Annotated in this window: 20 protein-coding genes; 6 read left to right on the top strand and 14 right to left on the bottom strand. The window is 71.9% G+C overall.

The window, feature by feature from the left end:
* The 5 genes from D7V97_RS15510 to D7V97_RS15530 form a co-directional block, all read right to left on the bottom strand.
* Nucleotides 1–1,986, bottom strand: a 1,986-nt coding sequence (locus D7V97_RS15510) for a PAS domain-containing sensor histidine kinase (protein ID WP_120611413.1), incomplete at its 3' end; no start/stop codon positions are given.
* Nucleotides 1,987–2,094: 108 nt separating this feature from the next.
* Nucleotides 2,095–2,829 carry a c-type cytochrome gene (locus D7V97_RS15515; RefSeq protein WP_233582837.1) on the bottom strand — a complete coding sequence of 245 codons (735 nt, stop codon included), beginning with the start codon at nt 2,827–2,829 and terminating at the stop codon, nt 2,095–2,097.
* Nucleotides 2,826–4,070, bottom strand: coding sequence for a YncE family protein (locus D7V97_RS15520; RefSeq protein WP_120611415.1), 1,245 nt, complete (start codon nt 4,068–4,070; stop codon nt 2,826–2,828). Before D7V97_RS15520 ends, D7V97_RS15515 begins: the two co-directional genes overlap by 4 nt.
* Nucleotides 4,067–4,699: a hypothetical protein gene (locus tag D7V97_RS15525; protein ID WP_120611431.1), complete on the bottom strand. Its 633-nt coding sequence runs from the start codon at nt 4,697–4,699 to the stop codon at nt 4,067–4,069. The genes D7V97_RS15520 and D7V97_RS15525 overlap by 4 nt, the downstream gene beginning before the upstream one ends.
* Nucleotides 4,696–6,078, bottom strand: coding sequence for a hypothetical protein (locus tag D7V97_RS15530; protein WP_233582838.1), 1,383 nt, complete (start codon nt 6,076–6,078; stop codon nt 4,696–4,698). Before D7V97_RS15530 ends, D7V97_RS15525 begins: the two co-directional genes overlap by 4 nt.
* Nucleotides 6,079–6,368: 290 nt before the next feature.
* Between D7V97_RS15530 and D7V97_RS15535 the strand changes: the two genes are divergently transcribed.
* Nucleotides 6,369–7,547: a cyclic nucleotide-binding domain-containing protein gene (locus tag D7V97_RS15535; RefSeq protein WP_120611417.1), complete on the top strand. Its 1,179-nt coding sequence runs from the start codon at nt 6,369–6,371 to the stop codon at nt 7,545–7,547.
* Here D7V97_RS15535 and D7V97_RS15540 read toward each other — a convergent pair.
* Nucleotides 7,544–7,942 carry a hypothetical protein gene (locus D7V97_RS15540; RefSeq protein WP_120611418.1) on the bottom strand — a complete coding sequence of 133 codons (399 nt, stop codon included), beginning with the start codon at nt 7,940–7,942 and terminating at the stop codon, nt 7,544–7,546. The two genes, D7V97_RS15535 and D7V97_RS15540, sit on opposite strands and share 4 nt — an antisense overlap.
* A gap of 169 nt (nt 7,943–8,111) precedes the next feature.
* On the opposite strand from D7V97_RS15540, the gene D7V97_RS15545 reads away from it, so the two are divergent.
* Complete coding sequence (locus D7V97_RS15545) at nt 8,112–9,326, top strand: cyclic nucleotide-binding domain-containing protein (RefSeq protein WP_120611419.1); 1,215 nt, start codon at nt 8,112–8,114, stop codon at nt 9,324–9,326.
* 1 nt (nt 9,327) lies between these two features.
* Here the strand turns inward: D7V97_RS15545 and D7V97_RS15550 are convergent, their stop codons facing one another.
* From D7V97_RS15550 to D7V97_RS15560, 3 genes are all read right to left on the bottom strand, one after another.
* Entirely contained in the window at nt 9,328–10,623 is a 1,296-nt protein-coding gene (locus D7V97_RS15550) for a YecA family protein (RefSeq protein WP_120611432.1), read from the bottom strand.
* A gap of 85 nt (nt 10,624–10,708) precedes the next feature.
* On the bottom strand, nt 10,709–11,902 hold the full coding sequence (locus D7V97_RS15555) for an OmpP1/FadL family transporter (protein ID WP_120611420.1): 1,194 nt from the start codon (nt 11,900–11,902) through the stop codon (nt 10,709–10,711).
* 30 nt (nt 11,903–11,932) lie between these two features.
* Entirely contained in the window at nt 11,933–14,869 is a 2,937-nt protein-coding gene (locus tag D7V97_RS15560) for a hypothetical protein (protein ID WP_120611421.1), read from the bottom strand.
* 201 nt (nt 14,870–15,070) lie between these two features.
* On the opposite strand from D7V97_RS15560, the gene D7V97_RS15565 reads away from it, so the two are divergent.
* The 3 genes from D7V97_RS15565 to D7V97_RS15575 all read left to right on the top strand — a co-directional run bounded on the left by D7V97_RS15565 (nt 15,071) and on the right by D7V97_RS15575 (nt 16,942).
* Entirely contained in the window at nt 15,071–15,610 is a 540-nt protein-coding gene (locus tag D7V97_RS15565) for a hypothetical protein (RefSeq protein ID WP_199728822.1), read from the top strand.
* Between the two features lie 94 nt (nt 15,611–15,704).
* Nucleotides 15,705–16,013: a CBS domain-containing protein gene (locus D7V97_RS15570; RefSeq protein ID WP_120611423.1), complete on the top strand. Its 309-nt coding sequence runs from the start codon at nt 15,705–15,707 to the stop codon at nt 16,011–16,013.
* Nucleotides 16,014–16,252: 239 nt separating this feature from the next.
* Entirely contained in the window at nt 16,253–16,942 is a 690-nt protein-coding gene (locus D7V97_RS15575; RefSeq protein WP_120611424.1) for an NTP transferase domain-containing protein, read from the top strand.
* 84 nt (nt 16,943–17,026) lie between these two features.
* On the opposite strand, the gene D7V97_RS15580 is transcribed toward D7V97_RS15575, so the two are convergent.
* The 4 genes from D7V97_RS15580 to D7V97_RS15595 form a co-directional block, all read right to left on the bottom strand.
* Nucleotides 17,027–17,866 (bottom strand): hypothetical protein, encoded by an 840-nt coding sequence (locus tag D7V97_RS15580; RefSeq protein WP_120611425.1) that lies wholly within the window; start codon nt 17,864–17,866, stop codon nt 17,027–17,029.
* Nucleotides 17,867–18,069: 203 nt separating this feature from the next.
* Nucleotides 18,070–18,933, bottom strand: a complete 864-nt coding sequence (locus tag D7V97_RS15585) for a hypothetical protein (protein ID WP_120611426.1) — start codon at nt 18,931–18,933, stop codon at nt 18,070–18,072.
* Between the two features lie 83 nt (nt 18,934–19,016).
* Entirely contained in the window at nt 19,017–19,883 is an 867-nt protein-coding gene (locus tag D7V97_RS15590) for an OmpA family protein (RefSeq protein WP_120611427.1), read from the bottom strand.
* Between the two features lie 91 nt (nt 19,884–19,974).
* Entirely contained in the window at nt 19,975–22,572 is a 2,598-nt protein-coding gene (locus D7V97_RS15595) for a PAS domain-containing protein (protein WP_120611428.1), read from the bottom strand.
* A gap of 169 nt (nt 22,573–22,741) precedes the next feature.
* On the opposite strand from D7V97_RS15595, the gene D7V97_RS15600 reads away from it, so the two are divergent.
* Complete coding sequence (locus tag D7V97_RS15600) at nt 22,742–23,590, top strand: HAD family hydrolase (RefSeq protein ID WP_120611429.1); 849 nt, start codon at nt 22,742–22,744, stop codon at nt 23,588–23,590.
* A gap of 95 nt (nt 23,591–23,685) precedes the next feature.
* Here D7V97_RS15600 and atpA read toward each other — a convergent pair whose 3' ends face one another.
* Nucleotides 23,686–25,233: a F0F1 ATP synthase subunit alpha gene (gene atpA / locus D7V97_RS15605; RefSeq protein ID WP_120611430.1), complete on the bottom strand. Its 1,548-nt coding sequence runs from the start codon at nt 25,231–25,233 to the stop codon at nt 23,686–23,688.
* Nucleotides 25,234–25,372: the final 139 nt, after the last annotated feature.

Genomic DNA, 25,372 nt, shown 5'->3' on the forward strand with positions numbered 1-25,372 from the left:
AGATGTGTAGAAGAGACAGGTGAAGCAGGCGCCCTGGCCCTCGCCCTCGCTGGCGGCGGAGACGGTGCCGCCGTGCATCTCCACGATGTGGCGCACGATGGACAGGCCCAGGCCCAGGCCGCCCGTCTTGCGGGTGCTGCCGCTGTCGGCCTGGCGGAAGCGCTCGAAGACGTGGGGCAGGAAGCCCGCGGAGATGCCCTGGCCGGTGTCCGCCACGGTGAGCTCCACGGACGACTCCCGCCGCGCCACCACCAACCGCACGCAGCCCTTCTTGGGGGTGAACTTCACCGCGTTGGAGATGAGGTTCCACACCACCTGCTGGAGCCGGCGCGCGTCACCCATGACGCTGCTGGAGGTGTCCACGGTGGCCTGCACGTGGACGCCGCGCGCGTCCGCGGCGGGGCGCACGGAGTCGAGCGCCTGCTGCACCACGGTGGACAGGTCCACGGGCTCCACGTCCAGCTTGAGCTTGCCGGACATGATGCGGCTGACGTCCAGCAGGTCCTCGATGAGCTGCCCCTGCGCGCGCGCGTTGCGCTCCATCGTCTCCAGCGCGCGCTCGCGGCGGGACTCGGGCAGGTGGCCGGTGCGCAACAGCTGCACCCAGCCCAGGATGGCGGTGAGGGGCGTGCGCAGTTCGTGGCTGACGGTGGCGAGGAACTCGTCCTTGAGCTGGTTGGCCTCCTCGGCCTCATGCCGCGCGGCGCTCTCACGGACGAGCAGCGCCTCGCGCTCCATCTCCGCCTGCTTGCGGTCGCTGATGTCGACGACGCTGCCGATGTAGCCCTGGAAGCGTCCGTCGGCGTCGAAGCGGGGCACGCCGGTGTCGGCGGCCCAATGGTAGACACCGTCCTTGGCGCGCAGGCGGTAGTCCGTCCGGAAGGGCTCGTGGCGGGCATTGGCCTCCAGGAAGACCCGGTGCAGGCGCTCGCGGTCCTCGGGGTGGATGACGTCGAGCCAGCCGAAGCCCAGCCCCGAGGCCTCCGCCTGGCCGGTGAAGGTGAACCAGCTCCGGCTCAGGTACGTCGTCTGGCCCTTCACGTTCGTCACCCAGAGCATCACGGGGGCGAAGTCGGCCATGTTGCGGAAGCGGGCCTCGCTCTGGTGCAGGGCCTCCAGCAGGCGCTCGCGCTCCTGGACTGCGGCCTTCTGTTCGGAGATGTCGCGCGCGGCGGCGTAGATGAGTCCCTGCTCGGGCACGGGACGCGCGGCCCAGGCGAGCCAGCGGTAGCTGCCGTCCTTGCAGAGGTAGCGGTTCTCGAAGCGCAGGGTGGGGATGCCCTCGGACAGCTTCTGGACCTCGCGGCGGGTGGCCTCCACGTCGTCGAGGTGCACGAGGTCCATGAAGGGGCGCCGGTACAGCTCCGCCTCGCTCCACCCGAGCACCTGGACGAAGTACGCATTCACCCGCTTGAAGTACGAGTCCATGCCCGCGATGCAGAACATGTCCGGGGACAACTGGAAGAAGCGTTCGCGCTCCTCGGCATCCGCGCGCTTGCGCTCGGTGCTGGTGAACGTGAAGGGGTACAGGGCCTGGCCGCGGGCGGCGTCGATGCAGGCGTCGAGCAGGCGCACCTGCGACAAGGGTGGGTCGACGCCCTCCCGTTCGGCCCGCGCCAGGATGCAGTCGCGCAGCACGCTGTATTCGCGCGCCACCGTGCCCACGTCGAAGCCCAGGCGCAGTCGCTGGCGACCGTGGGCCTCGGAAGCCCTGTTGTCGCGGGGCGGGGGAGAAGTCGAGTCCTCGTCCTCCTCATCCCGGAGCGCGCGGGCGATCTGCTCCAGGAACGTGGACAGGCCGTCGATGCGCTGCTCGCGCGACAGCCCCGGGAAGGGCCGCAAGGGCGTCACGCGGAGGACCCAGTCCTCCACGACGGCCTCGCGTTCCGCGTCCAGCAGGTCGGCGAGGGACGTATACGTGCCGCCGCCCGTAGGCGTCCGCCCCTCCGTGGAAGGGCCCCGCTCCTGTGAACCCGAGGAGGCCATGAACGTCTAGGAGAGGTGCGGCTTCACCCCGCCCATTGGCAGGGACGCCAGGACCAGCGCTTCCCACCCTGCCCGGCCGGCTGCAAGGGAGGGGAGGGAGCGTGCGCGCTACAGGCCCAGGTACCCCAGGAGCGCGCCCAGGTCCGCGTCGGACAGGGCCTCCCGGCTGTACGGGGGCATGCTGCCGCCCACGCCGAAGAACGCGCCGTGCCGCACCTTCTCGATGACGACGCGCGCGTGCGGGATGCCCGGGAAGAGCCGGTCGTACTCCTGCGTCACCTCCGGCAGCACCGACGCCAGCTCCGTCAGCCGCCCCTCGCCCGTGTGTGTCGCGCCGTGGCAGTTCTGGCACGCGGCCCGGTACACGGCTTCCCCGCGCACGGCGTCCCCGCGAGGCACGTCCTCGATGTCCTTCACCACCGTGAACGGCAGCGCGGGCGCCTGGGCGTCCGGGCTGATCCGCGACAGGTATTCGTACAGGGCGCGCGAGCGCGGCTCCTCCGCCTCCAGCTTCGTCACCCCGCGCATGAAGTTCAGGTAGCAGAAGTTCACCGCGTCCAGCAGGTGCGTCTCATCGCCGCCCCACCAGTCGGGCCGCGCCGCGACGTTGTACAGCGACGGCCCTGAGTCGATGCGCCCCGCCGGAGTCTCCGGCGTCGTCACGTGGCACGTCGCGCACGAGAAGCGGTTGAACGTGCTGTCCGACAGTCGCGCGTCCTGGAACAGCGTCTCCCCGAAGTCCGCCGCGGCCACGGGCTCGTCGCCACCGCCGCCGCAACCCACCAGCGCACTGCCGAGCGCACCTGCGAGCAGCGCCGCCATGCTCCAGTGCCCCCGCTTCATGGCGCGCTCCGCAGCAGGCTCACCGAGTCCGGGAAGAGGCCCATCCGCACCGTGGACACCACCGTGCCCTCCGACAGGTCCACCGCGTGCAGCGTGCCCGGGCCCACGTGGTCGCCCTCGCACACCACGAGCCCCATCCGCTCATCCGGCGTCAGCATGAGCTGGTGCACGTTGAGGCAGCCCGCCTGTGACAGCGGCACCGTGCGCAGCACCGTGGAGGTCGCCGGGTCGATGACCGCCACCGCGTCCTCCTGCTGATACGGCAGGTACAGCGTTCGCCCGTCCTTCGTGAACGCGCCGAACATGGGCGACCCACGCAGGTACACGGTGCGCTGGGGGTTCATGGCGCGCGTGCCGGGCTCCAGCACCTGCACCTGACGGCTCGCGAGCGAGCTGACCCACACGTCCCCCGTCGTGGGCGACACGGTGAGCGCGTAGGGCTGGTGGCGCGGGTTGGTCGCGGTGCCCGCCCCGGCCGCCACCTTCACGCGCGTCACCGGCAGGCCCTCCGCCTTGAGGTCCACCAGCGCGACCTCGTCCGACCAGCAGGCCACGTAGGCCGTGCGCTCGTCCGCGGACAGCCGCACCGCGTGCGGCGCCGGGCACACCTTCACGCGCGTCTTCACCGCCATCGTCTCCGCGTCGATGATGGCCAGCCGCGCCACCATCTCCTCCTCGGTGCCGCCCTGGCGCGCGACGTCCGCGATGCGCAAGAGGTCGAAGTGCGTCTGGTACAGCGTGCGTCCGTCCGCGCTGACGATGACGTCGCCCGGGTTGCGGTCCACGCGCGCGGAGGCCACCAGGCGGTGGTCCTTCGCGTCCAGCTTCAGGCAGTAGCCGTCCGCCGTGCCGGTGCCGTGCGCGCCGTGAGGCCCTGAGCCGCCGCCGGGCACGTAGTTGGAGATGCCCACGTAGTAGAAGTCGCCGGTGGGGGACACCGCCGTGTGGTGCGGCCCTTCCAGCTCCACCGGGTTGAGCCCCACCGGCACGCGCGCGAGCTCGCTCCAACCCGGCGTGCCCACCCCGTCCAGGTCCAGCAGGCTCACCGAGTCATCCAGGCTGTTGGTGACGAGCAGCCGCCCCAGCGGCCCCGGAGGCGGCACCGTCGTCCCGCCGCGCGTCCACGGAGCGGGGTCCGCGTACGTCAGCGCGGGCACCTCCAGCGCGCCCCCGGCCTTCGGCGCGTCGTCAGCGCACGCCCCCAGCAGCGCCAGGGCGCAAAGCCAGACAGCGCGCCTCATCGGACTCTCGCCACGCCGAAGGGCACCGGCGCCGCCAGCGTGTATGGGCCTTCCGTGATGCGGTTCTGCACCAGGTACGCGCTCAGCACCTGCACCGTGAGCGCCTGTCCCGCGGCGTCGCGCAGCGTCTGCCAGGAGCCGTCATCCAGCTGCCACTGCAACTCCGACGTCAACAGCTCCACCGGGCACTGCCGCCCCGGCACCTGCACCTTCACCCAGTACAGGTCGCCCGTGTACGGGGCGAGGTGCGCCTCGGCCGTGGGCAGGAGCGCGTTGCCCAGCCACGCCAGCACCGACCGCCCCGTGTCGCGCGGGCGGGCCACGGGCGACGGGCGGGTGCGCTCGGGGCGCTGGAGCGACGCGCGCAGGGGAGAGGTCCACTGCCACAGGGGCGCGGCCTCGTCCGCGAGGTACGTGTGGCCGGACTCGGGCGACACGAGCGTCACCGCGCGCGAGCTGTCCTGGGCCTGGTTTTGCGCATCCACCAGCGCGCGCCACGCCTCGTCGGTGGCGCCGCCGGCATACAGCGGCTCGCCGCACTCGGGCGGGGTGACCTCGTCATCGGAGCAGGACGTCAGGCCGAGCAGCGCCACGGCGGCGGTGCTCCACAAGAGCGAAGGGGTCTTCATGGTCGTGGGTCCACGCGCCGCCGGCCACGGCGCCACAGGGGGAGGAGGAAGAGGAAGGGGAGGAGCGTGCTCGCGGGCGCCGCGGCGCAGCCGGAGCTCTTGGCGGGAGGCTTCGTGCCCCCGTCGCCGGGCCCGTCGGGAGGCGGCGTCACGCCGGCATCGGGCACGCCCGCGTCGGGAACGCCCGCGTCCGGAACGCCGTCCGGGTAGAGCGGCGCGCCAATCGTCTCCGCGAGCTGGGGCCAGCGCGACGGGCACAGCTCGCGCACGGGCGTGCCCGCGGGACACTGGTGGCTGCCCTGGATGTTCTCCAGGCTGAAGAGGGGCTCCCAGGTGGTGCCCTCGTCGGTGCTGCGCGCCAGCGACCAGTCATGGAGCCAGGGCGAGCCGCAGCCGTAGAGCACGTCGCCCACGCGCGTCGCGCACGCGTTGCCGGTGGGCAGGGTGAGCTTGTCGAAGGCCCCGCCCGCCTGGCTGCGGAAGAAGGAGTTGTAGGTGGACACCCACGCGGTGCCGCCGTCGGCGGACAGCTCCATGTTGACGAACACGTCGTCGATGCCGGCGCCCGAGCGCGCGGTGAAGGTGCGCCCGCCGTCCGTGCTCTGGAGGATGTGCGTGGCGCCCTGCGCGGACACGCGCGCCCAGACGCGCAGCGGATCCACGGGGTCCGTCGCCGTCACCACGAAGTCGAACGGGCGCACCAGCTCCGGGAACACCTGGGGCAGCTCCTCCCACGTCTCGCCCGCGTCGTCGCTGCGGAACAGGTACATGCGGGTGGTGTCGGACGCGGACACGTAGAGCGTGCCCGGCGCGGCGGTGGACACGCGCACCGACGAGAAGAGGACCCCCTCGCGTTGCAGCGGCAGGGGCCGCCACGTCTCCCCGCCGTCCTCCGAGCGGAACACCCCGTTCTTCGCCGCCGTGGAGCGACCGGTGGCCACGTACAGCACCGCGTCATCGGTGGGGTGGGCCGCGAGCCCCGTCACCCAGGTGTCCTTGAACGCGGGGTGCGCGGCCCACGAACACGCGCCGTCCTTGGAGCGCAACAGCGCGTTGCCGGTGGCCGCGAGCAGCTCCCCGGACTCGCGCCAGACGTAGGACTCCGGGCGCCAGCCGCCGTACCCCATGGCGTCCGGGCAGACCCAACGCCACGTCTGGCCGCGGTCGCGCGAGATGACCGCGCCGAAGGTGGCCCCCACGAAGAAGTCCTCGGGGTGTCCGCGCCGCAGGGTGACGTTGGACGTCTCCGGTAGGCCCGCGTGCGCCCGGGCCGCGCCCGAACCCAGGCCCAGGCCCAGGACGACGGCCACGCCCACCGCCCTCCACGCTCCCGTGATTCGAGGCTGCTGCATCGCGATGCTCCGGGAGTGGGGCTTCATGGGCCCGCCACGATAACGCCCGGCCCGCCCGTGCATAGCGGTTCGGACATCCAGGACGGAGGGCAGACGACCAACCGGGTAGCGCGACGGGGCATTCCGGTCCTTCTCCCAACCGACCCGTGGGGTCTGACGCACCGGCCAGGGTCTGTTTCCGGAGGTGTTCAAAGCCTGCCTTCATTGCCGGCGATGACTGGCTTTCCCTGTTTCAGGATGCTACGCACATGGGGGTCCGGACACAGGCGTGACCTCCCTTTTTTCCGCCAGGGCGTCCGGGGGGGAATGACAAGGCCGTGACTCCATTGGATTCGAACCTGGGCGACGTGGGCGAGGGACCCGGCTCCAGCGTCACCCGGGCGGTGTGGGCGCGGGTGCTGCGAGGCGCGGTGGAGGACGCGGTGCGCGCCTACGAGGCGATGGCGGCCGGGCACCGGGACCGCGTGCTGGAGGAGGCGCTGGTGGTCCCCGCGGCCACGCGCGCGACGTTGGTGGAGGTGCTGCGCCAGGCGCGGGACTTCGCCGGTGCGGCGCAGCTGCTGGAGGCGGACGGCGACGACGGTGCGGCGGCGCCCATGTACGAGCAGGCGGGAGCGCCGCTGCTGGCCGCGGAGGCCTGGCTGCGCGTGGGCGAGCAGGCCCGCGCGGCGGCGGCCTTCGAGCGCGCGGGTTCGCTGGAGCAGGCGCTGGCGCTGTACCAGGTACTGGACGCGCGCGAATCGCTGGCGCAGCTCCTGGGGCGCATGAACCGGCCGCTGGAGGCGGCGGAGGTGTTCCGCGCGCTGGGCAACACGCACGCGGAGCTGGAGATGCTGCGCGCGGTGCCCGCGGACGACGTGCAGCGCCCGGAGGCGGTGCTGCGCATGAGCGCGCTCCTGGACGCCGAGGGCGCGACGTGGCGCGCGCTGGTGTTGCTGGCGGACGGCATCAAGCACGCGACGGGCTCGGGGTTGGTGTTGCTCCAGGCGGAGCAGGCGCGGCTGTTGCGACAGATGGGGCTCGCGTCGCCGCCGGAGGGGGCCATCGCGGCGGAGAAGGCGCCGCCGATGGTGGATGGCTATGGCTATCTGAAAGCCATTCCCATCTTCGATGGTCTGTCATTGGAAGACATGCGCGACCTGTACCGGCTGGCGCGGCCGGTGCTGGTGCCCGCCGGGACGACGGTGCTGGAGAAGGGCGCGAAGGGCGGGGGGCTGGTGGTGTTGTTGGAGGGCATGGTGAGCGTGTCCACCGGCCCGGGGCCGGACGCGCGCCAGCTCAACATGCTGGGACCGGGCGCGTTCCTGGGAGAGATTTCGCTCATCCTCGACGGGCCGGTGTCCGCGCACGTGCGAGCGCACACGGTGGTGCGGGCGCTGCGGGTGACCCGGACGGACTTCCAGTACTTCCTGGAGACGCACGAGGCCGCGGCCCTGCGCATCTACCGGCTGTTCACGCAGAGCCTCGCGGAGCGCGTGCGGGCGTTGAGCAGCTAGAGGGCCTCCTCCTCCCAATCACAGCCATCCGCGGTGATGAAGAAGTGGGAGACATGGTCCGGGTCTGGGTTGTCGATGCCGTCCGGGCCCGGATCCAGATCCAGCGTGACGTGGCCGTCCTTCCAGGAGATGCGCCCTCCGTCGGAGAGGACCTGGTGGTACGACGCGCTGCCGTGGGTGAACTGGAACGCCTGCACTCCGGTGAAGCGCAGGTGGAGGTAGATCCACTTCGGGCCGTTTCCCGCCTCCCGCGCGTAGATGACCACCTCGGCGCCCCCGGTGGGGCGCGACAGGTCGGAGAAGTCCACGCGGACCGCGTGGATGACATCGTCGTAGAGGTGCCCGTACCGCACGAGCAGGTCTCCGTCCTCGGGTCTCAACCGGGTCATCGGCATCCTTCCCCCTCCTCGCACGGGCGCGGGCGCTGACGCCCGCCGGGAGACCTTCATCTGAAGTCATTCCTGACGTGGCAAGGGGGCTCCCTGGCAGGTGGTGTCCACCGACACCGCCACGGGACCGCCGGGCGCGTGCGTGCGCCACGCACCTGGGCTACAGAGGGCAGGCATGGCGGAAACCCCACAGGCGCGGTCCCTCAAGGCGCAGGCAGCGGCCCTGGCGGCGAAGGGGCAATTGGAAGCGGCGCTGGCCGGCTACCAGGAGGCCCTGCGCGCGGAGCCGGGTGACCCGGAAGGTCACCAGCGCGTCGCCGAGCTGCTGGAGTGGCTGGAGCGGACCCCCGAGGCCGCGCGGGCCTACGACGACGCGGCGCTCGCCTGGACCCGCGCCGGCGAACTGCTGCGCGCGGTGGCCGCCACGGTGCTCTCCCGGGGCCTGCGCGGCGTGCGGTCCCAGACGGTGCGCACCCTGGCCGAGCGCTTCGCACGACCTCCCGGCGCTCCCGCCCCGTCCTACGCCCTGGTCCCCGAAGGCTCCGACGCGGGCGTGCCCATCCTGTCCTGGGTGGGGCGCGAGGCCTTCGTGGCGCTGGTGGAGGCGCTGGAGGTGCGGGCCTTCTGGCCGGCGCAGCGCGTGGTGGAGGAGGGCGCGGCGGGGGACTCGATGTTCGCGCTGGTGGAGGGGCGCGTGGAGGTGGCGCGGCGGGTGGAGGGCAACGCACGCCAGCCCGTGGCCACGCTGGGGGCGGGGCAGTTCTTCGGCGAGGTGGCGCTGGTGTCGGAGGGGCCCAGGCTCGCCAGCGTGGAGGTGCTGGAGCGCACCGTGCTGCTGGAGTTCAAGCGCGCGCACCTGGCCCGCGTCTTCGCGGCGCACCCCGAGGTGGACCTCGCGGTGCACGCCTTCTACCAGCGCCGGCTGGTGGAGAACCTGCTGCGGACCAGCCCCCTGTTCAGCAAGCTGTCACCCGAATTGAAGCAGACGATGTCGCGCGAGTTCGACCTGCGCCCCGTCCCGGCGGGGCAGGTGCTGCTCACGCAGGGCCAGCCGGGGGACGCCTTCTACCTGCTGCTGCGCGGCCAGTGTCAGCTGTCGCTGGAGCAGCCCCCGGGCCGCACCGTGGCGCTGCCCGACCTGCGCGAGGGCGACGTGTTCGGCGAAATCTCCCTGCTGTTGGACAAGCCCGTGTCCGCGACGGTGCGCACGCGCACGGACTGCGTGGTGCTGCGCCTGGAGCGCGCCGCCTTCGAGCGGCACCTGCTGACCCAGCCCGGCCTCAAGGGCCTGCTGATGCGCATGGGCACGGAGCGCCTCCAGCAGACCGCGAAGGCGATGTCCGTGTCCGGCTCCAGCCGCGAGCTGCGCGAAGGCGACCTGCGCGTCTAGCTCAAGGCGCCTCTTCCGCGTCCAGCTTCACCGGGTGCTCGCGCAGCCACTCCTGCGCGCGGCGGATCCGCTCGGCGCCTCCCGCGCGGCCCTCCTTCTCCAGCAGCTGCCGGTAGGGCTCCAGCTGCTCCGGCGTCCACGCGGGCAGCGCCTTCAGGTCCGCGAGCGCCACCAGCTCCTCCGCCGAACGCCCGCGCGCCTCCTGCCGCGCGGTGAGCAGCGCCGCCAGCACCAGCCGCGCCGGCTCTGCTTCGAAGGCGATGGCCGCGTCGGTGAGCCACTCGCGCGTGGGCTCGTCCGTGGTCGCGTCCTTCGCGCCCGCGCGCAGCCGCTCCAGCATCCCTTCGAGGAAGTCCGGATCCACCGCGCCCTTCACCGCGCGCAGCAGCCCGGCGATGACCTCCCGCCTGCCCTGCGCGTCCCCCGGCGGGGACTTCATCGCGCGCAGGGGCTCCCACAGCACGCAGGTGAGCCACAGCTCCTCCTCCGGCGAGAAGACGGACGGCGTGGCCGGGTCGCGCAGCTTCGCCTCCACCCGCTGCGCGCGCTCCTTCGCCTCGCGCGAGATGCGCTCCACCAGCGCGGGGTCCGCTTGCACGTGCTTCACCAGCTCATCCAGCTCGCCGGCCTCCGCCTTGCGCAGGGCCTCCGCGGCCTCCGGCGTCAGGGCCTCCGGCTCCATGCCGGCGACGAGCGCTTCGTACTTGCGCACCACCTCCGCGTGCTTCTGGCTCCACTCGCGGAACTGCACGTCGAACACCACGTCCAGCACCGGGTTGTCCTCCGGCCGCACCCGCCCTGTCTTCTTCGCCGCCGTGGCCAGCAGCGCCCCCACGCACAGCGCCCGCCGCTCCTCCGGCGTGCGCCCGCTCCGGGCCGCCTGCGCGAGCAGCCCCGCGCCCAGCTTCTCCTGGAAGCTTCGCGTGCCCAGCTCCCGCACCACGCCCACGCGCAGCGTGTTCCGGGCCTCCATCGCGTCCAGGCCTTCCTGCGCCGCCAGCTTCGCGAGCGCCTGGCCCACGTGCTCGCTGAAGGCCTTCTCGTCGTAGCGCAGCCCCGGCTGCGGGCCGGCGCCCGCGATGAGCACGCCCAGGTGCTCCAGGGCGGCGGACAGGCGGGACACGTCCGCGTCGCCCAGCAGGGCCATGGCGCCCTCCAGGTCCTGCTTCAGCGGATGGGCGGGGGCGGCGGGAGGCGGCGCGGCCTTCGCGCGGTCCTCGGCGGCATGACAGGCCTTGTACTTCTTCCCGCTGCCACAGGGGCACGGGTCGTTGCGGCCGGGCTTGGATGGGCTCACGGCCGGCACCGTAAACGGAAAGCGCCCGGCCCTTCCACTCAAGGAAGGAGCCGGGCGCTCCCGGTGCTTCAGGACTGTCCGCCGACTACTGCGGCGAGAAGCCCAGCGTCAGGGCGAAGACGTGCGCCGAACCGGCGTACGTCCCGGGGATGCCCGGCGCGCTGCTCTCCTTGTCCGCCAACGCGACGAACTGGTAGCCCAGGTCCGCGCGGAAGGGGCGCAGCTGGTAGCCCACGCCCAGCGTGCCCTTGATGCGGTTGGCGTCCGGCAGGTCCGGCGTCAGCGTGGAGCCGGGGCTCGGCGACGGGTCGTACACGAAGCCCGCGCGCACCTGGAGCGCGTCCGTGACGCCGTACTCCGCGCCCAGCGAGTACTTCCACTTGGCGTGCCAGCGCTTGGGCAGCGGGTTGTCGATGGACGAATCATCGAAGCGGATGGCCAGCTCCGAGAAGGAGGACCAGTCCACCCAGCTCGCGTCGAACGCCAGCATCAGCCGGTCGATGGGCGCGTACGCCAGGCCCGCCGTCACGGTGGACGGCAGGGTGACGTTCGCGCTGGCAGCCTGGTCCTTCAGGCGGCTCTGGAACTCCACCGGGATGTTCTGGAAGTCCGCCTTGCCCTTGAACTCGATGTCGATGGCGCTGCGGTACGACAGGCCCATCTTCAGGTTGTCCAGCACCTTGGCCTGCACGCCGACGTTGAAGCCGGAGCCCCAGTCCGCGCCGCCCAGGTGGATGGAGCCCTCGCTGTTGACGAAGTCCAGGCCGCGGGTCAGCTCGATGGTGGCCCGCGCGATGTCCAGACCCGCGCCGAAGCGGAAGCGCTCGTGGAGCTCATACGCGAACGTGGGGTTGATGTAGTACGTGGCCAGCGACGATTCGAAGCCGCGGAAGCGGCCGCTGAAGCCATCCTCCCAGCGGCTGCGCGCGCCGTAGGGCGTGTACACGCCCACGCCGAACGCCGCCTTCTCGAACGGCTTGTACACGAGGAACACGTGCGGGGGCGGAGACAGGGTCGTCTTCTGCCCTTCCGACTCCGCGGCGCCCGTCCGCTGGAACGTGATGCTGGGGAGGATGCCCGTGTCGCCGAGCGTGATGTCCAGCTTCTTCACGCCGACGATGTTGGCCGCGTTGTAATAGATGGCGGAGGAGTCCTCCAGCCAGGCCGTGGCGGCGCCGCCCGTGCCGGTGGCACGCGCGCTGTGGGTGTCAATCTGGAAGCCCGCGGCCTGGCTCGTTCCAGCCGCCAGGATTGCCACGAGGGAGAGTGTCTTTTTCATGGGTGTGTGAGTCCTCTCTCAGGGGGCCAGTTACTGCGCCACGGTGCCGGTCTTCAGGAAGCCGATGAGCTGGTCCTGGGCCGCGTTGCGCACGGCTTCCGGAATGGCGGGGTTGTTGAGGAACGCGTGCCGCGCGGCCGCCGGCAGCGTGTCGATCTTGAACATGTACGTCGCCACGGTGCGCGGCGCCTTGGCGCGGTTCGCCGCGGAGATGAGCGCGTCGGTGTTCGCGTTCGGGATGACCTGGTCGCCTTCGATGTACTGGATGAACGCGCGGTGGATGGTCGGCTCCGTGCCGGCCGCCGCGTTGTTGTCCAGCAGGTAGGCGTAGTTGCGCGGATCCGCCGGGTCCAGGATGGTGTTCGCCAGCCCGATGAAGGTGTCGAACGCCGGGATGCCCGGGGTGATCTGCGCCGTGGCGAGCTGTGCGAGGAACCCGTCGCGCTGCGCCTGGAAGGCGGGCGAGGTCAGCAGCACGCCGGTCAGGTTGCCACCGGCCACGTTGAGCACCGTGCGGTGCACGCGCGGCGACACGCCGGAGGACAGCGTGCCCAGGAGGCCGCCGAGGCTCTGGCCCAGGTAGTCCACCTGCGCGGCGTCCAGCTTGCCGCCGCCCTGCGCGGTGAGCGCCGTGGACAGCTCCGCGCTGCCCAGCACGCGCACGAACTGCGCGAAGTCCAGCACGTGGTGGCGGAAGTTGTCGCGCGTCGCGAACAGGTTGCCCAGGTTCAGGAAGTTCCAGCCGGAGATGACCGGGATGCCGGAGGCGTTGCGCTTGAAGTCACCGCCCTCGCACCGGTTGTCCGCCGCGCAGCGACCCTGCGACGGGGACTTGCTGGAGCAGAACAGGTCCGCGGGGACCGGGCCGCGCGCCGCGTCGCTGCAGTCCGCGTGGTCCACGTCCAGGCGCGCCACGCAGCGGCCGTAGGACACGCTGGCGGCGTTGGTCTCGCAGCGCTGGGTGGCGGGGTCGGCGCACGCGCCGTCATCGCCCACCGAGCCCGTGGTGCCGAGCACCGCGGCGGAGCCCACGCAGCTCGTGCGCTCACCGTGGTAGACGGCGTCCATCGCCACCACCGCGTAGCCCGCGGCGGTCAGCTTGTTCGCCACGCCCAGCACGGAGGTGCGGTTGCTGGTGAGGCCGTGGCCGAACACCAGCACCGGGTAGCCCGCGGCGGGCGCCGCCGTGGCCGGCAGGAAGAGCATGAACGGGTAGCGCGAGGCACGCGGTTCGGCCGGGTTCAGCGTGTCGCCGGGGCCCGTGAGCAGGAAGGGCGAGTTGGCCTGCACCTCGAAGGTGCTGCCAATGCCCTCGCTGGGCAGCCCCGAGGCGGACATCACGGCCTTCACCTGCGTCGTGGTGGGCACGACGTAGTTCGGCGCGGTCTTGTACGCGAACGCGGTGGGCAGCGTGTAGAGCGCCTGCAGGACGGACGTGGTGCTCTGGGTGGTGAACGACCAGCCCAGGGCGATCTGCGAGCGCTTCAGGCCGTTCGCGGCCAGCGCGTCGAAGAAGGGCTTCAGCAGCTGACGCCGCGGCTCCAGCGCCTGCGCGAGCCCGTCCGGCACGGAGGAGATCGTGCTCTTGCCGTTGGCGAACACGGGGTTGGAGAGGCGCAGCAGCGCGAAGGCGGTGGCCGGGGCGACCTTGCGGCCCTGGGTGTCCTTCAGCTCCGTGGTCAGCACCGCGCCGTACTGGGTGGCGCCATCCAGCGGCGCGTTCGGGCGGATCTGCAGCTGCTGGGGCACGGGAACGACGCCCGCGGTGCCCACGCTGGTGCCGCAGTCACCGGTCTTCTCCACCAGGCAGGGCGTCACGTCCGGCTCGGTGCCCTGCTTCAGGTTGGACAGCTTGAAGAACTTCACGCCCGCGGCCAGCGAGGACGCGTCCACGCGGGGGGCCGCGCCGTCCGCGGCCGTGCGGAACTGCGTGCCGTCCAGCACGCCCTGCGCGTCGCCGTTCTCCGTCACGGTGGGGCTCGTGGTGGAGAAGCCGTCCAGGGTGTTGAGGCCCGTGAACAGCTGCTTCTGCAGACCCTCCGCCGCCGGGATGGGGAAGTCCAGGTGCGCGGGCGTGGTGGCCGTGGCCGGCACGCGCAGCAGGTCGTTGGGGAAGGGGATGATGATGGGCAGCCGCGCGTTGGCCGCCAGGTTGATGGTGGCCTCCGGCTGGTTGAGGACGCTGAAGGTCCACAGCAGGACGACGTCCTCGCGCTTGAAGCCCTTCGCCACCAGGGCTTCGATGATGGGCGCGTAGCCGCGGCGCAGCTGCTCCAGGCGCAGGGCGCTGGCGGTCTGGTCGGCCAGACGCTTGGCCGGGTCCGTCTCCGTGGAGGGGATGATCTCCGTGGCCGGGGCGCAGTCCGGCGCGGTGAGGTCCTCGCAGGTGACCAGCGGCTTCACGGAGCTGGCGAAGGCCCACGTGGCCGACCCGATGACCGGGTTGCCGCCGTTGGTCTTCAGGCCGTTCTCACCGCCGATGAGCGCCACCGCGTAGCGGCCGCCCTTCGGCCAGGCCGGAAGGCCCGTGTTCGGATCCACCGGCGGGATGAGGTTGATGAGGTCCGTCGTCTCGTTGTACGCGATGGTCGGCGTCACCGGCTTCTTCGCCAGCGGCGTGCCCGCGTACAGGTCGATGAACACCACCGTCCGCTCGTTCACCGTGCGCGGATCCAGGTCCTGCACCTTGGTGTTGGCGATCGCGGACGTCGGGAAGCCGTTGAGCGAGTTCAGGTAGTCGCGCGTGAACTCCTGCTCCGCGGCGGACGCCGTCGGGTTGATGGGAGCGTTCACCAGGCCCGTGGCCGAATTGATGGCCAGGTCATTGGGGGAGGGAACGACGGCGGGAGAGCCCGTGGGATCGAACTCCGCGAGGCCGACGTTCGTATTCGGAGCTTCCTGCGCGATCTCTGGCGTGCAGGCAACAGCTCCCAGGGCCATGGCCCCAAGGAACAGCGATTTCTTCATGGTGGGATTCCCCTCCAGCCAAGGTGTACTGCTGGAAACGATTGAGTGAGTAGCACGCCCTCTCTCCGTCACAAAATGAGAGGGATTGACGCGATGAGTCAGATATGGGGTGGCGCCGTGCGGGTGCGAGTGGACGTCTCGGGCGGTGTGGGCGAGCGCGAGGGGGCGCGCCGCGCGTGAACGCGGTTACGCTCCCGCCCCATGAAACGACTGCTGACTGTGTTGGCGATGACCGTGGCGTTGGGCGCGAGCGCGGAGGAGGCCGGGGGCCTGACGTGGACCGCTCCCACGGAGTGGGCCGTCCAGCCCGCGCGGCCGATGCGCGCTGCGACGTACAAGGTGCCGGCGGCGAAGGGCGACGCGGAGGACGCGGAGCTGGCGGTCTTCTACTTCGGCGCGGGCCAGGGCGGCGCGGTGGACGCGAACGTGAAGCGCTGGGTGGCGCAGTTCCAGAAGCCCGACGGCAAGCCGGTGGATCCGGAGAAGGACGCGAAGACGAAGCAGGAGAAGGTGAACGGGATGCCCGTCACCACGGTGGAGGTGAAGGGCACGTACGCGGGCGGTGGCCCGATGATGGGACCGTCCGCGCCCAAGCCGGGCTTCAAGCTGAGAGGCGCCATCGTGGAGGGGCCGGAGGGCGCGCTCTTCTACAAGCTCACCGGGCCGGAGAAGACGGTGAACGGGGCGGAGAAGGGCTTCCGCAAGCTGGTGGAGTCGGTGAAGCCGGCGGCGAAGAAGTAGGGCGCGGATCCGGGCCGGGGCTTCGGCAAGCGGATTGCTAAGGCCTGCCGGTACACGGCGCCCGAACGCCGAGCACCGGAGGCCCAACGTGTCCATGTGCCGCAGCCCTGAGTTCCTGAACCTCGTCTCCCGCGCCATCACCCTGTTCCCCGAGGACACCGTCCTGGGCGCGCTCCAGCAGATGTACCGCCACGGCGTGCAGGTGCTGCCCGTGGTGGAGGGCCGTGGGGGGGACCTGCTCGGGGAGGTGTCCGAGGACGAGCTGCACCGCGTGGCGCGCCGCCGCCCGCTGGCGCGGCTGGCTGAAATTCTGACCGTCAAGGCGCTGGCGGCGCCGGAAGAAACGACCGTCGAGCCCGTGGCGCCGCTGCGGCTGGCGGCATCGAGCGGCTGGCTGCACTGATGACCCCGGGGCGAAGGCGGGAGCCGCGCAACGGACGGGTGGGGGCAAGTCCAGGGGGCAGGCCGCCTGACAGGTGGTGGACACCGGCCCTTGCGCAAAGCGCCGACAGCGAACACCTCACCGTGTGACTGGCGGCTGTCTGACGACTCGTACTGGCGGGCGGGCTGCAATCCCGGAAGGAGGTCAACAGCCTGTTAGCGGTGCTCACGGCTTTCCGCCGCGGGCGGAGGAGGCGGGTCATGAAGGCAGTGGCGATCATCCTTGCGGCGGGCAAGGCCCGGCGGATGTCCCACCCCAAGGCGCTCATCGAGCATGAGGGGGGCAAGAGCTTCCTTCAGTCGCTGGCGTCCACCTTCGGGAAGGCGGGGTGTGGGGTGTTGGGCGTGGTGGGCAGCGACGCGGAGGCGGTGCGCGAACAGCATCCCAGCCTGGAGCTGGTGGCGAGCGAGCACTGGGAGAAGGGCGTCCTCGCGTCGGTGAAGGCGGGCCTGGAGGCGGCCCTGGCTGAAGCAGCGGACGTGGTGCTGGTGCATCCGGTGGACATGCCCGCGCTGCGCGTGAACACGGTCAAGTCGATGCTCAAGGAGATGGACCGGGGCGGGACGGGTTCCCTGTGCCTGCGGCCGGAGTACGACAACGCCATCGGCTGGCCGCTCGTGCTCTCGCGGGAGGCCGCGGAGAAGCTGCTGCAAGCGGAGGGCGAGGACCTGGAGAAGGCCATCCAGCTGCTCCAGCCGCGCCGGATGAGCGTGAAGGACCCGGGCGTCATCGTGAACATCAACACGCCGGAGGCCTACGAGCGCGTGTTCAGCATGGCGCCGAAGCTGGCCCCGCCGCCGCGCAAGCGGACCAAGCGCGCGGGAGCGTCCAACGGCTCCGGGGCGGAGATGCCGTCCAACTCGTCCTACGCGGCGTCGTCGGAGGAATAGGCTGTTTCGGCCTCCCGGGGTTCGCACGACGTCACGGGACCCCGGGAGTTGTTTCAGTGTTTCAGTGTTTCAGTGTTTCACGCCTCAGAACGAGAGCCCCAGGCCCAGGTAGGGGCCGGAGAAGGCGTCCTCGTGCACGACGCCGTCCAGGTGGCCGGCGTCGTTGAGGTACAGGGTGCGCCAGCCGCCACGCAGGTTGAGCGCGCCCAGGTGCATGGCCAGGCCCGCCTGCGCGTCCACCTGGCGGTGCGGGAAGGGCACCACCTGGATGCGCGCCTCCACGTCGAAGGGCGTCGGGCCGATGCACGCCGCCAGCGACGCGGCGAAGCTGGGGCCCACGAAGATGACGTCCGGGGCGTGCGCGCTGGCGAAGCCGGCCTCCAGCCGGAAGCGGCCGCGCTCGCTGGACCACGGGGAGATGGTCAGGTGGGCGTCCAGGAGCGTCAGCCGGTCGACCTCGTCCAGGCCGTCCTCGGACGTCAGCGCGATGCCGGTGACGCGCGCGTCCATGCCCCAGCGCTGGCCGTCCAGCGCCATGTAGAGGCCCAGCGCGCCGCCCGTCTCGCCGAAGCTGTCGCCCTGGACGTTCAGGTGCACCAGGGGCGGGGGCGCGGCGGCGCGCACGCCGGGACGTCCCACGCGTGCACGGCGGTGGTAGCTGGCGGGGCCGCCCACGAAGAGGACCCCGAGCCAGGACGCGCGGGAGGCACGCACGCTCGAGCGCACCGGGGCGTCGGCGGGCCGGCCGATGGGGGTGGCCCGGTGGGTGGACCTGTCATCGTCCCGGGAGTCCTTGTCGTCGCCCGAAGGCTTGGGGGCGGAGGCCGCCGGCTTCGAGCGCTTGCCGAAGCGGGCGTCGGCGGGACCCGCGCCCAGCAGGACACCGACAGCGAGCGCGGCACACAGCGTCTTCCAGAAGCCCACGGCAACCCCTCCTCATCAAGGGCCCACGGGATGGGCCGCGGCATCTGGACGCCTGCTCGCCCGGAATATTCAACCGCCATCACCCCATGTGGCACCAGGGCCCCGGGGCTGGGGGAGGATGTCCGGAAGGGGGCATGTACGGCCCAGGACACCGGCCGGCCTCCAGGCGCACCGCCATGTCCCTGACCGTGCCCTGGCAGGCCCTAGAAGACGAAGCCCGCGCCGCCGTAGGGGCCGGTGAAGCGGTCCACGTGCGCGACGCCGTCCACCAGGCCCGCGTCGTCCAGGATGAGCCCGCGCCAGCCCGCGCGCAGCATGAGGGCGCCCAGGTGCACCGCCACGCCCGCCTGCGCGTCCAGCTGCCGGTAGGGGGCGGGCGTGCCCTGCACGCGAACCTCCACGTCCAGCGGGCCCACCACGCAGACCTCCAGCGAGGTGGCGAGGCTGGGCCCCGCGAGGAAGACGTCCGGCGCGCTCGCCATGGCGAAGCCGGCCTCCGCGCGCAGCCGCAGCCGCTCCGTGGAGAGGGCGGCCCAGGTGAAGTGCATGCTCACGAGGTGGATGACGTCCGTGCCCGGGGTGCCGTCGTCGGTGGGCAGGGTCAGCTTGGTGCCCTGGAAGTCGACGCCCAGCGCGACACCCTCGATGCCGAGGAACACGTCCCCCGCGGAGCCGCCGCCCATGCTGCCGACGTTGAGGCCCATGCGCACGTCGATGGGCGGCGCGGGGGGACGCGGGGCCAGGCCTCGGACCGCGATGGCCGCCAGCTCCAGCTCCTCATCGGTGCTCAGGACGCCAGGCGCGTCGCTGTAGTAGCGCGCCGAGTAGGAGGGGGCCGGCGTGTCGCAGCAGTCGTCGTCCTCGCGGTCGTCGGAGGGCGAGGACGCCGCGTGCGTGGAGCGGGGCTGGATGGGGGTGGCCTCATGGACCTTGGAGCCGCCCTTGTCGTCGTCCTTGCTGCTGGAGCTGTCCGCCGACTTCTTGCCGAAGCGGGCCTCGGCGGCGGGAGCGACCAGCAGCAGACCGGTGACGAGTCCAGCGCACAGCGCGGGGCGGAAGGACGACACGGGAGGCTCCGGGGCAGGGGAAGGACGAAACCCGTCGTCCCCCCGACGTGGCGCCGGGCGGTTCTATTCAAAAGCCTCGCGCTTCAGCGGCGGGCGACCTTCTTCGCCTTGGCCTTCGCGGCGCGCTTCACGGGACGCGGCGGCGGTTCGGTGCGCGCCACGGCCACGCTCTCCGGCGTCACCGGCGTGGGGGACAGCCGCAGCGTGACGCGCCGGTTCTGCGCGCGGTGGGGCGGGCTGTCGCCCGGGACCAACGGGCGGTACGCGGCGTGGCCCGTGGCGCTCAGGCGCTCCGGGGCCACGTGTTCGCGCTCGCCCAGGTGGCGCACCACCGCCACGGCCCGCGCGGCGGACAGCTCCCACGCGGTGGACGCGGGGGCGCCGGGCGCCGGAGGGAGCACCTCGTCGGTGTGGGCCTCCACCGCCACGCGGTGGTCTGCGAGCGCACCCTGGAGCACGCCCGCGGACTGCTTCAGCAGCTGCGCCCCTTCGGGCGTGAGCGCCGTGCTGGCGGGGGCGAAGAGCAGACGCTCGGACACCTCCACGCGCAGGGCGTCGTCCTCCAGGTCCAGGGACACGTCCCCGGCGGCGAGCGCGTCCTTCAGCGCCGCGCCCAGGGCCGCGAGCGCCGCCTCGCGCCGCGTGTGCTGCTCCTCCGCGCTCCGGGCCTGGAGCTGCGCCGCGGCGCTGCCCCACTCCGCGTGCTGCTGCTGGCGCTCCAGCGTCCGCAGCCGGCGCTCCATGGCCTGCCGCAGCGTCTGCAATTGCGCGACGTGGGCCTCGGACTCGGTGGCCTCGTGCTCCAGCTGCGCGCTCCGGGCCTCCAGCGCCTCGAACGAGCGCGAGCCCAGCCACGCGCCTCCGGAGGCCACCGCCACCCCGACGGCCAGCAGCCCCCAGGGCAGCCACCGCCAGCGACCACGCGCTGCTTCGGTCCGGACGTCGTCCATGGCCCGAGAGCGTAGCGGCGCCCCCGGGGTGGGCGGCAAGGTGGGCCCCGTGCGACACCCCCCCGTGCCTGTCTGCCGGGCCCGGCCGCGCTCAGTGCGGGGGTGGCCCGGGCGGTTTCTTCCACCGGGGCAGGTGCAGCACGAAGCGCGAACCGGGGCCTCCCTCCGGCGGCGGCTCCACGTACAGGTCCCCGCCGTGCGCGCGGGCCAGCTGCCGGGAGATGTAGAGGCCCAGGCCCAGGCTCGCGCGCGCGTGCTGGCCGGTGGCCCGGGCGAAGCGCTCGAAGATGTGCTCGCGCGCTTCCGGGGGGATGCCGGGGCCCCAGTCCCGCACGGCGACGATGGCCCGGTCTCCGTCGCGCTCCACGTACAGCTCCACCGGCAGGCCCGGCGCGTACTTCATCGCGTTGGTGAGCAGGTTCATCAGCACCTGCTCCACGCGCGGCCGGTCCGCCATGGCCACCACCGGCGCGTCCGCGTGCACCACCGCGACGCAGCCCGCGGTGGCCAGCGCCTCCTCCATCCGCGCCACCAGCGCGTGCACCAGCGCGGACAGCTCCACCGCGCCCAGCTCCAGCGACATCTGCCCGGTGCCCAGCCGCGCCACGTCGAACAGGTGCGCCACCAGCCGCGTCAGCCGGTCCGCCTGCCGCAGCGCCCCCGCGAGCCCCTGGCCCAGCCGCTCCGCCTCCTCCGACGGCTGCTTGTCCAGCGTGCGCTGCAGCGACGACAGCTGGAGCTGCAGCGCGGACAGGGGCGTGCGCAGCTCGTGCGTCGCCACCGCCACGAACTCGTCGCGCGCGGCGACGGCCTGCTCCGCCTGCCGGTACAGCCGGGCGTTGTCCACCGCGAGCGCGGCGCGCCAGGCCAGGTCCTCCAGCGCGGTCAGGTCGCGCGCGGTGAAGCGCCGCGTGGTGGAGCACAGCGCGGCGCTGATGAGCCCCAGCGTGCGCCCGCGCGCCATCAGCGGGACGACCATCACCGAGCGCGGGTTCAGCTGCTTCAGGAGGTCCCGGTGCTCTTCGTTGACGAAGATGCCCTCCATCGCGGCGCCGTCCACCTCCGCCACCAGCTCCGACCGGCCCGTCTCCAGCACCCGGCGCAGGAGCGTGTCCGAGCCTTGCGGCGGCGCGAAGGGCATCGCCTTCTCCAGCAGGGCCTGGAGGAGGGCGTTCCGGCTCTGCCACTCCACGCGCTCCAGGTGTTCGCCGTCCTCGGACAGCATGTCCACCAGGCAGCAGTCCGCCAGCTGCGCCACCACCAGCTCCGCCATGTTGCGCACCGTGGTGCGCCAGTCGAGCGACGTGGCCAGCCGCGTGGTCGCGTCCGCCAGGAAGCGCAGGTGCTCCGCCATGCGGCGCTGTTCGGTGACCTCGCGCACCGCGCCGCCCACGCCCAGCAGCTCCGTGCCGGTGCGCACGGGGAAGTACGAGGCCAGGAAGACGCGGGGCTCCGGGCCCCGGGTGTACTCCACCGGGTCGTCCATCACGGGCTCCTCCGTCTCCAGCACCCGGCGCAGCAGGTCCTCGATGGGCGCGCCCGCCTCTCCCATCAATTCGCGCGGCGTGCGGCCCAGGTGCGCCTCCAGCGGGATGCCGTTGTGCTCCGCGACGACCTTGTTGAGCCGCGCGTAGCGCAGGTTCCGGTCCACGAAGCCCATGCCCACCGGCGAGGCGGCGAAGAACGCCTCCAGCAGCGCGAGCGACGCGTCCCGTTCGTGCAGGGCCTGGCGCGCCTCGCGGTACAGCCGGGCGCTCTCCACCGCCAGCGCGGCCCTGCGCGCGAACTCCGTGGCGTACGCCAGGTCGCGCCGGGAGTAGCGGCGCGCGGGGGACGCGGAGACGAGGTTGATGATGCCGAAGCGGCGCGTGCCCACCGCCAGGGGCAGCAGCATGGAGGAGCGTGGCTCCAACTGCTCCAGCAGGTGGCGGTGCTCGGGCGTGCGCGCCACCTGGTCCAGCCACTCGCCGTGGATGTCGGACACGAGCACGGGCCTGCCCTGCGCGAACACGCGGGCGAGTGGCGTGTCCGCACCCTGCTTCGGTGGGAAGGGCATCGTCTGGTCGAGCAGTGCCTGCTTCTCGGGGTTCTTCGCGGTGACGGCCAGCCGGTGCAGGGCGCCGTCGGTGTCCAGCACGTCCACCATGCAGTAGTCGGCCCACTCACGCGTGGCCAGCCGCGCCACGGCCTTCAGCGTCGTCTCCCAGTCCAGGGACTCGGCCAGCAGCCGGCTCGCCTCGCTGACGAAGGACTCCGCGCGTTCAGTGGCCTTGCGCTCGGTGATGTCCACGCTGACGTTCACCGCGCCCAACAGGTCGTCGTCCGACGTGTAGAGGGGCGCCGACGAGTTGAGGATGGTCCGCCGCGCGCCGCCGCGCCCGACGATGTCCACCTCCTCGTTGGAGATGGTCTGACCGTTGCGCAGCGTGCGCGCGGTGGCCCACTCCTCGCCGCGCAGCCGCCGGCCGCTGTGGGGCCAGTAGGCCTCGAAGAGGTGGTAGCGCTCCAGGCCCATCTCCTCCAGCGTCTGGGGGCCCCACAGCACCTCCGCGGCGGCGTTGGCCGCGAGCAGGCGGCCGCCCGTGTCCACGATGATCACCGCCACCGGCAGCAGGTGGAGCACCGTGCGCAGCCACTCGTGCTGCACGGGTGTGGTCTCCCCCAGAAAGGTGCCGGTTGGCTCGGACATGGGCGCGGAGCCCCCCTTCCCCGCGGGAAGCTTTAGGGTGGGGGTGCCAGGGAGGCGGGACCACCCGACCCGGGTACGAGCCGGGTTTCCGGGAGTTGGCACGCTCGCCCGCCCCGGAGCAGGGGAAGGGGCTTGATTCGGAGCGGCCGACGGGGCGTCATTCGGAGGAATGGCGATCGCGTGCGTGGTGCTGGATTTCGATGGGACCTTCACGGACGTGCTGGCGGAGGGCGCACCCTTCCTGACGCACTTCCAACAGGCGCTGTACCGGGTGCTGGGGCAGGACGTGACGGCCGCCTGGGACGAAGAGGTGGCCGCGCTGCATTCGGGCGTGGACCGGTACGGCTGGGAGGTGGCGGGGCGCATCGTGGCGCCGGCCACGGCGGACCCCTACCTGACGGCCACGTGCACCGCGCACCGGCTGCTCCAGCGCTTCGGCCGGAGCCAGGACGAGGCGGCGCGCACGGACACGGTGCAGACGCTCTACCGGGACGCGTACCAACACTCCGCCACGGCCTTCAAGGCGGAGGCGAAGGAGGTGCTGGAGGCGCTGCTCGCCTCGGGCCTGGCGGTGGCGGTGGTGACCAACGCGCACACGGAATTGGTGGAGGCGAAGCTCACCCGGCTGGCGCCGCGCGGCCGCGAGCGGCTGACGGTGTACGGCGACGCGCGCAAGTTCCAACTGGAGGACGCGGTGCCGAAGGACGCGCGCTTCGACGCGCTGCCCGAAGCGCTCCACCTGGACGGCGTGCTGGGCCGGCCGGTGTACCTGCGGCGCGGGCGCTACTTCTCCGCGCTCAAGCGCATCTGGGACGCCACGCACACGGGCCCGGAGTCCACGCTCGTGGCGGGCGACATCTACGAGCTGGACCTGGCGATGCCCGCCGCGCTGGGCGCGCACGTGCAACTGGTGGAGCGCGCCAACGTGCTGCCCTACGAGCGCGCGGCGGTGGAGCGGCTGGGCGCGCGCGGCGGCGTGGACCGCAGCCTGCGCGCCATCCTGCCCCGGCTGCGCTGAAGCCACTCCCGGCAAAACGAAAAGCCCCGCCTCCCGGTGAAGGGAGGGCGGGGCCGTTCGCACTGCACCGCGCGTGGGGCGCGAAATGCTTGAGGCTAGACCTTGGCGCCAGGGGTCGCCTGGAACACGTCGTTGAACTCGGCGAGCGCCTTGTTGATGGCCGCCTTGATGTCGTTGGTCAGCTCGCGCTTGGTGACGATGTCCTGGACGATGTTCGGGTACTTGCCGTCCACGAACTCCAGCATCTCCTTCATCCAGCGGACCACGTCGCCCACCGGCACCTGGCGGATCCACCCGCGCTTGCTGGCGTCGTCCTTGTTCGTCGCCGCGTAGATCTGGATGACCTGACGCTCGACGGACAGGGGCTCGTACTGGCCCTGCTTGAGCAGCTCCACCATGCGGGCGCCGCGCGCCAGCGTCTCCTGCGTGGCCTTGTCCAGGTCGGAGCCGAACTGGGAGAAGGCGGCCAGCTCGCGGTACTGCGCGAGCTCCAGCTTCATGGAGCCGGCGACCTGCTTCATCGCCTTGATCTGCGCCGCGGAACCGACGCGCGACACGGAGAGACCGACGTTGATGGCCGGACGGACACCGGCGAAGAACAGGTCCGTCTCCAGGAAGATCTGCCCGTCGGTGATGGAGATGACGTTCGTCGGGATGTAGGCGGACACGTCACCGGCCTGCGTCTCGATGATGGGCAGCGCCGTGAGGGAGCCCGCGCCCTCCTCGTCGGACAGCTTCGCGGCGCGCTCCAGCAGGCGGCTGTGGATGTAGAACACGTCGCCCGGGTACGCCTCGCGGCCCGGCGGGCGGCGCAGGAGCAGCGACAGCTGGCGGTACGCCACGGCCTGCTTGGAGAGGTCGTCGTACACGATGAGGCCGTGCATCTTGTTGTCGCGGTAGTACTCGCCGATGGCGACGCCCGCGTACGGGGCGAAGTACTGCATGGGCGCCGGGTCGGACGCGTTCGCCGCGACGACCGTCGTGTACTCCATCGCGCCGTGGCGGGTCAGCTTCTCCACCACCTGCGCGACGGTGGACTGCTTCTGCCCGATGGCCACGTAGACGCAGTAAACGCCCAGGCCCTTCTGGTTGATGATGGCGTCGATGGCGACGGCCGTCTTGCCCGTCTGGCGGTCACCGATGATGAGCTCGCGCTGACCGCGACCCACCGGCACCAGCGCGTCCAGCGCCTTGATGCCCGTCTGCAGGGGCTCGTGCACGGACTTGCGCTTCACGATGCCGGGCGCCTTCACTTCCAGGCGGCGGTGCTCGGTGGCCTCGATGGGGCCCTTGCCGTCCACCGGCTGCCCGAGCGCGTTCACCACGCGGCCCAGCAGGCCCTTGCCCACCGGCACGGAGGCGATCTGCCCGGTGCGCTTCACGACATCGCCTTCGCGGATGTCCTTGAAGTCACCCATGATGGCGACGCCGACGTTGTCCTCTTCCAGGTTGAGGACGAGGCCCTGCACGGCGTTGGAGAACTCCACCAGCTCGCCGGCGAGCGCGCCCTCCAGGCCGTACACGCGGGCGATACCGTCGCCCACGGACAGCACGGTGCCGGTCTCGGCGACGGTGACCTTCTTGCCGTAGTCCTTGATCTGCTCCCGGATGATTCTGCTGATCTCGTCGGCGCGGATTTCCATGAGCGTCTAGCGTCCTTGCGGAGGGGGCGGCCGGAAACGGGGAGGGCCGCCACGAATCTTGATTGCCGGGTGGCCCCCTATCACTGTCTCTTAAACACATCTCCGCGCCCACGAGACGCGTAGTAATCTCGTATGCCGT

The organism is Corallococcus sp. CA053C (assembly GCF_003611675.1).
In the GTDB taxonomy this organism is placed as follows: domain Bacteria; phylum Myxococcota; class Myxococcia; order Myxococcales; family Myxococcaceae; genus Corallococcus.

What these genes read in the sequence shown, in the direction of transcription:
- D7V97_RS15540 (WP_120611418.1), bottom strand. Translation starts at nt 7,942, where the DNA reads ATGCCGATGACCCGGTTGAGACCCGAGGACGGAGACCTGCTCGTGCGG.
- D7V97_RS15575 (WP_120611424.1), top strand. Translation starts at nt 16,253, where the DNA reads ATGAAGGCAGTGGCGATCATCCTTGCGGCGGGCAAGGCCCGGCGGATG.
- D7V97_RS15590 (WP_120611427.1), bottom strand. Translation starts at nt 19,883, where the DNA reads ATGGACGACGTCCGGACCGAAGCAGCGCGTGGTCGCTGGCGGTGGCTG.
- D7V97_RS15570 (WP_120611423.1), top strand. Translation starts at nt 15,705, where the DNA reads ATGTGCCGCAGCCCTGAGTTCCTGAACCTCGTCTCCCGCGCCATCACC.
- D7V97_RS15555 (WP_120611420.1), bottom strand. Translation starts at nt 11,902, where the DNA reads ATGAAAAAGACACTCTCCCTCGTGGCAATCCTGGCGGCTGGAACGAGC.
- D7V97_RS15515 (WP_233582837.1), bottom strand. Translation starts at nt 2,829, where the DNA reads ATGAAGCGGGGGCACTGGAGCATGGCGGCGCTGCTCGCAGGTGCGCTC.
- D7V97_RS15600 (WP_120611429.1), top strand. Translation starts at nt 22,742, where the DNA reads ATGGCGATCGCGTGCGTGGTGCTGGATTTCGATGGGACCTTCACGGAC.
- atpA (WP_120611430.1), bottom strand. Translation starts at nt 25,233, where the DNA reads ATGGAAATCCGCGCCGACGAGATCAGCAGAATCATCCGGGAGCAGATC.
- D7V97_RS15520 (WP_120611415.1), bottom strand. Translation starts at nt 4,070, where the DNA reads ATGAGGCGCGCTGTCTGGCTTTGCGCCCTGGCGCTGCTGGGGGCGTGC.
- D7V97_RS15525 (WP_120611431.1), bottom strand. Translation starts at nt 4,699, where the DNA reads ATGAAGACCCCTTCGCTCTTGTGGAGCACCGCCGCCGTGGCGCTGCTC.
- D7V97_RS15565 (WP_199728822.1), top strand. Translation starts at nt 15,071, where the DNA reads ATGAAACGACTGCTGACTGTGTTGGCGATGACCGTGGCGTTGGGCGCG.
- D7V97_RS15530 (WP_233582838.1), bottom strand. Translation starts at nt 6,078, where the DNA reads ATGAAGCCCCACTCCCGGAGCATCGCGATGCAGCAGCCTCGAATCACG.
- D7V97_RS15545 (WP_120611419.1), top strand. Translation starts at nt 8,112, where the DNA reads ATGGCGGAAACCCCACAGGCGCGGTCCCTCAAGGCGCAGGCAGCGGCC.
- D7V97_RS15595 (WP_120611428.1), bottom strand. Translation starts at nt 22,572, where the DNA reads ATGTCCGAGCCAACCGGCACCTTTCTGGGGGAGACCACACCCGTGCAG.
- D7V97_RS15560 (WP_120611421.1), bottom strand. Translation starts at nt 14,869, where the DNA reads ATGAAGAAATCGCTGTTCCTTGGGGCCATGGCCCTGGGAGCTGTTGCC.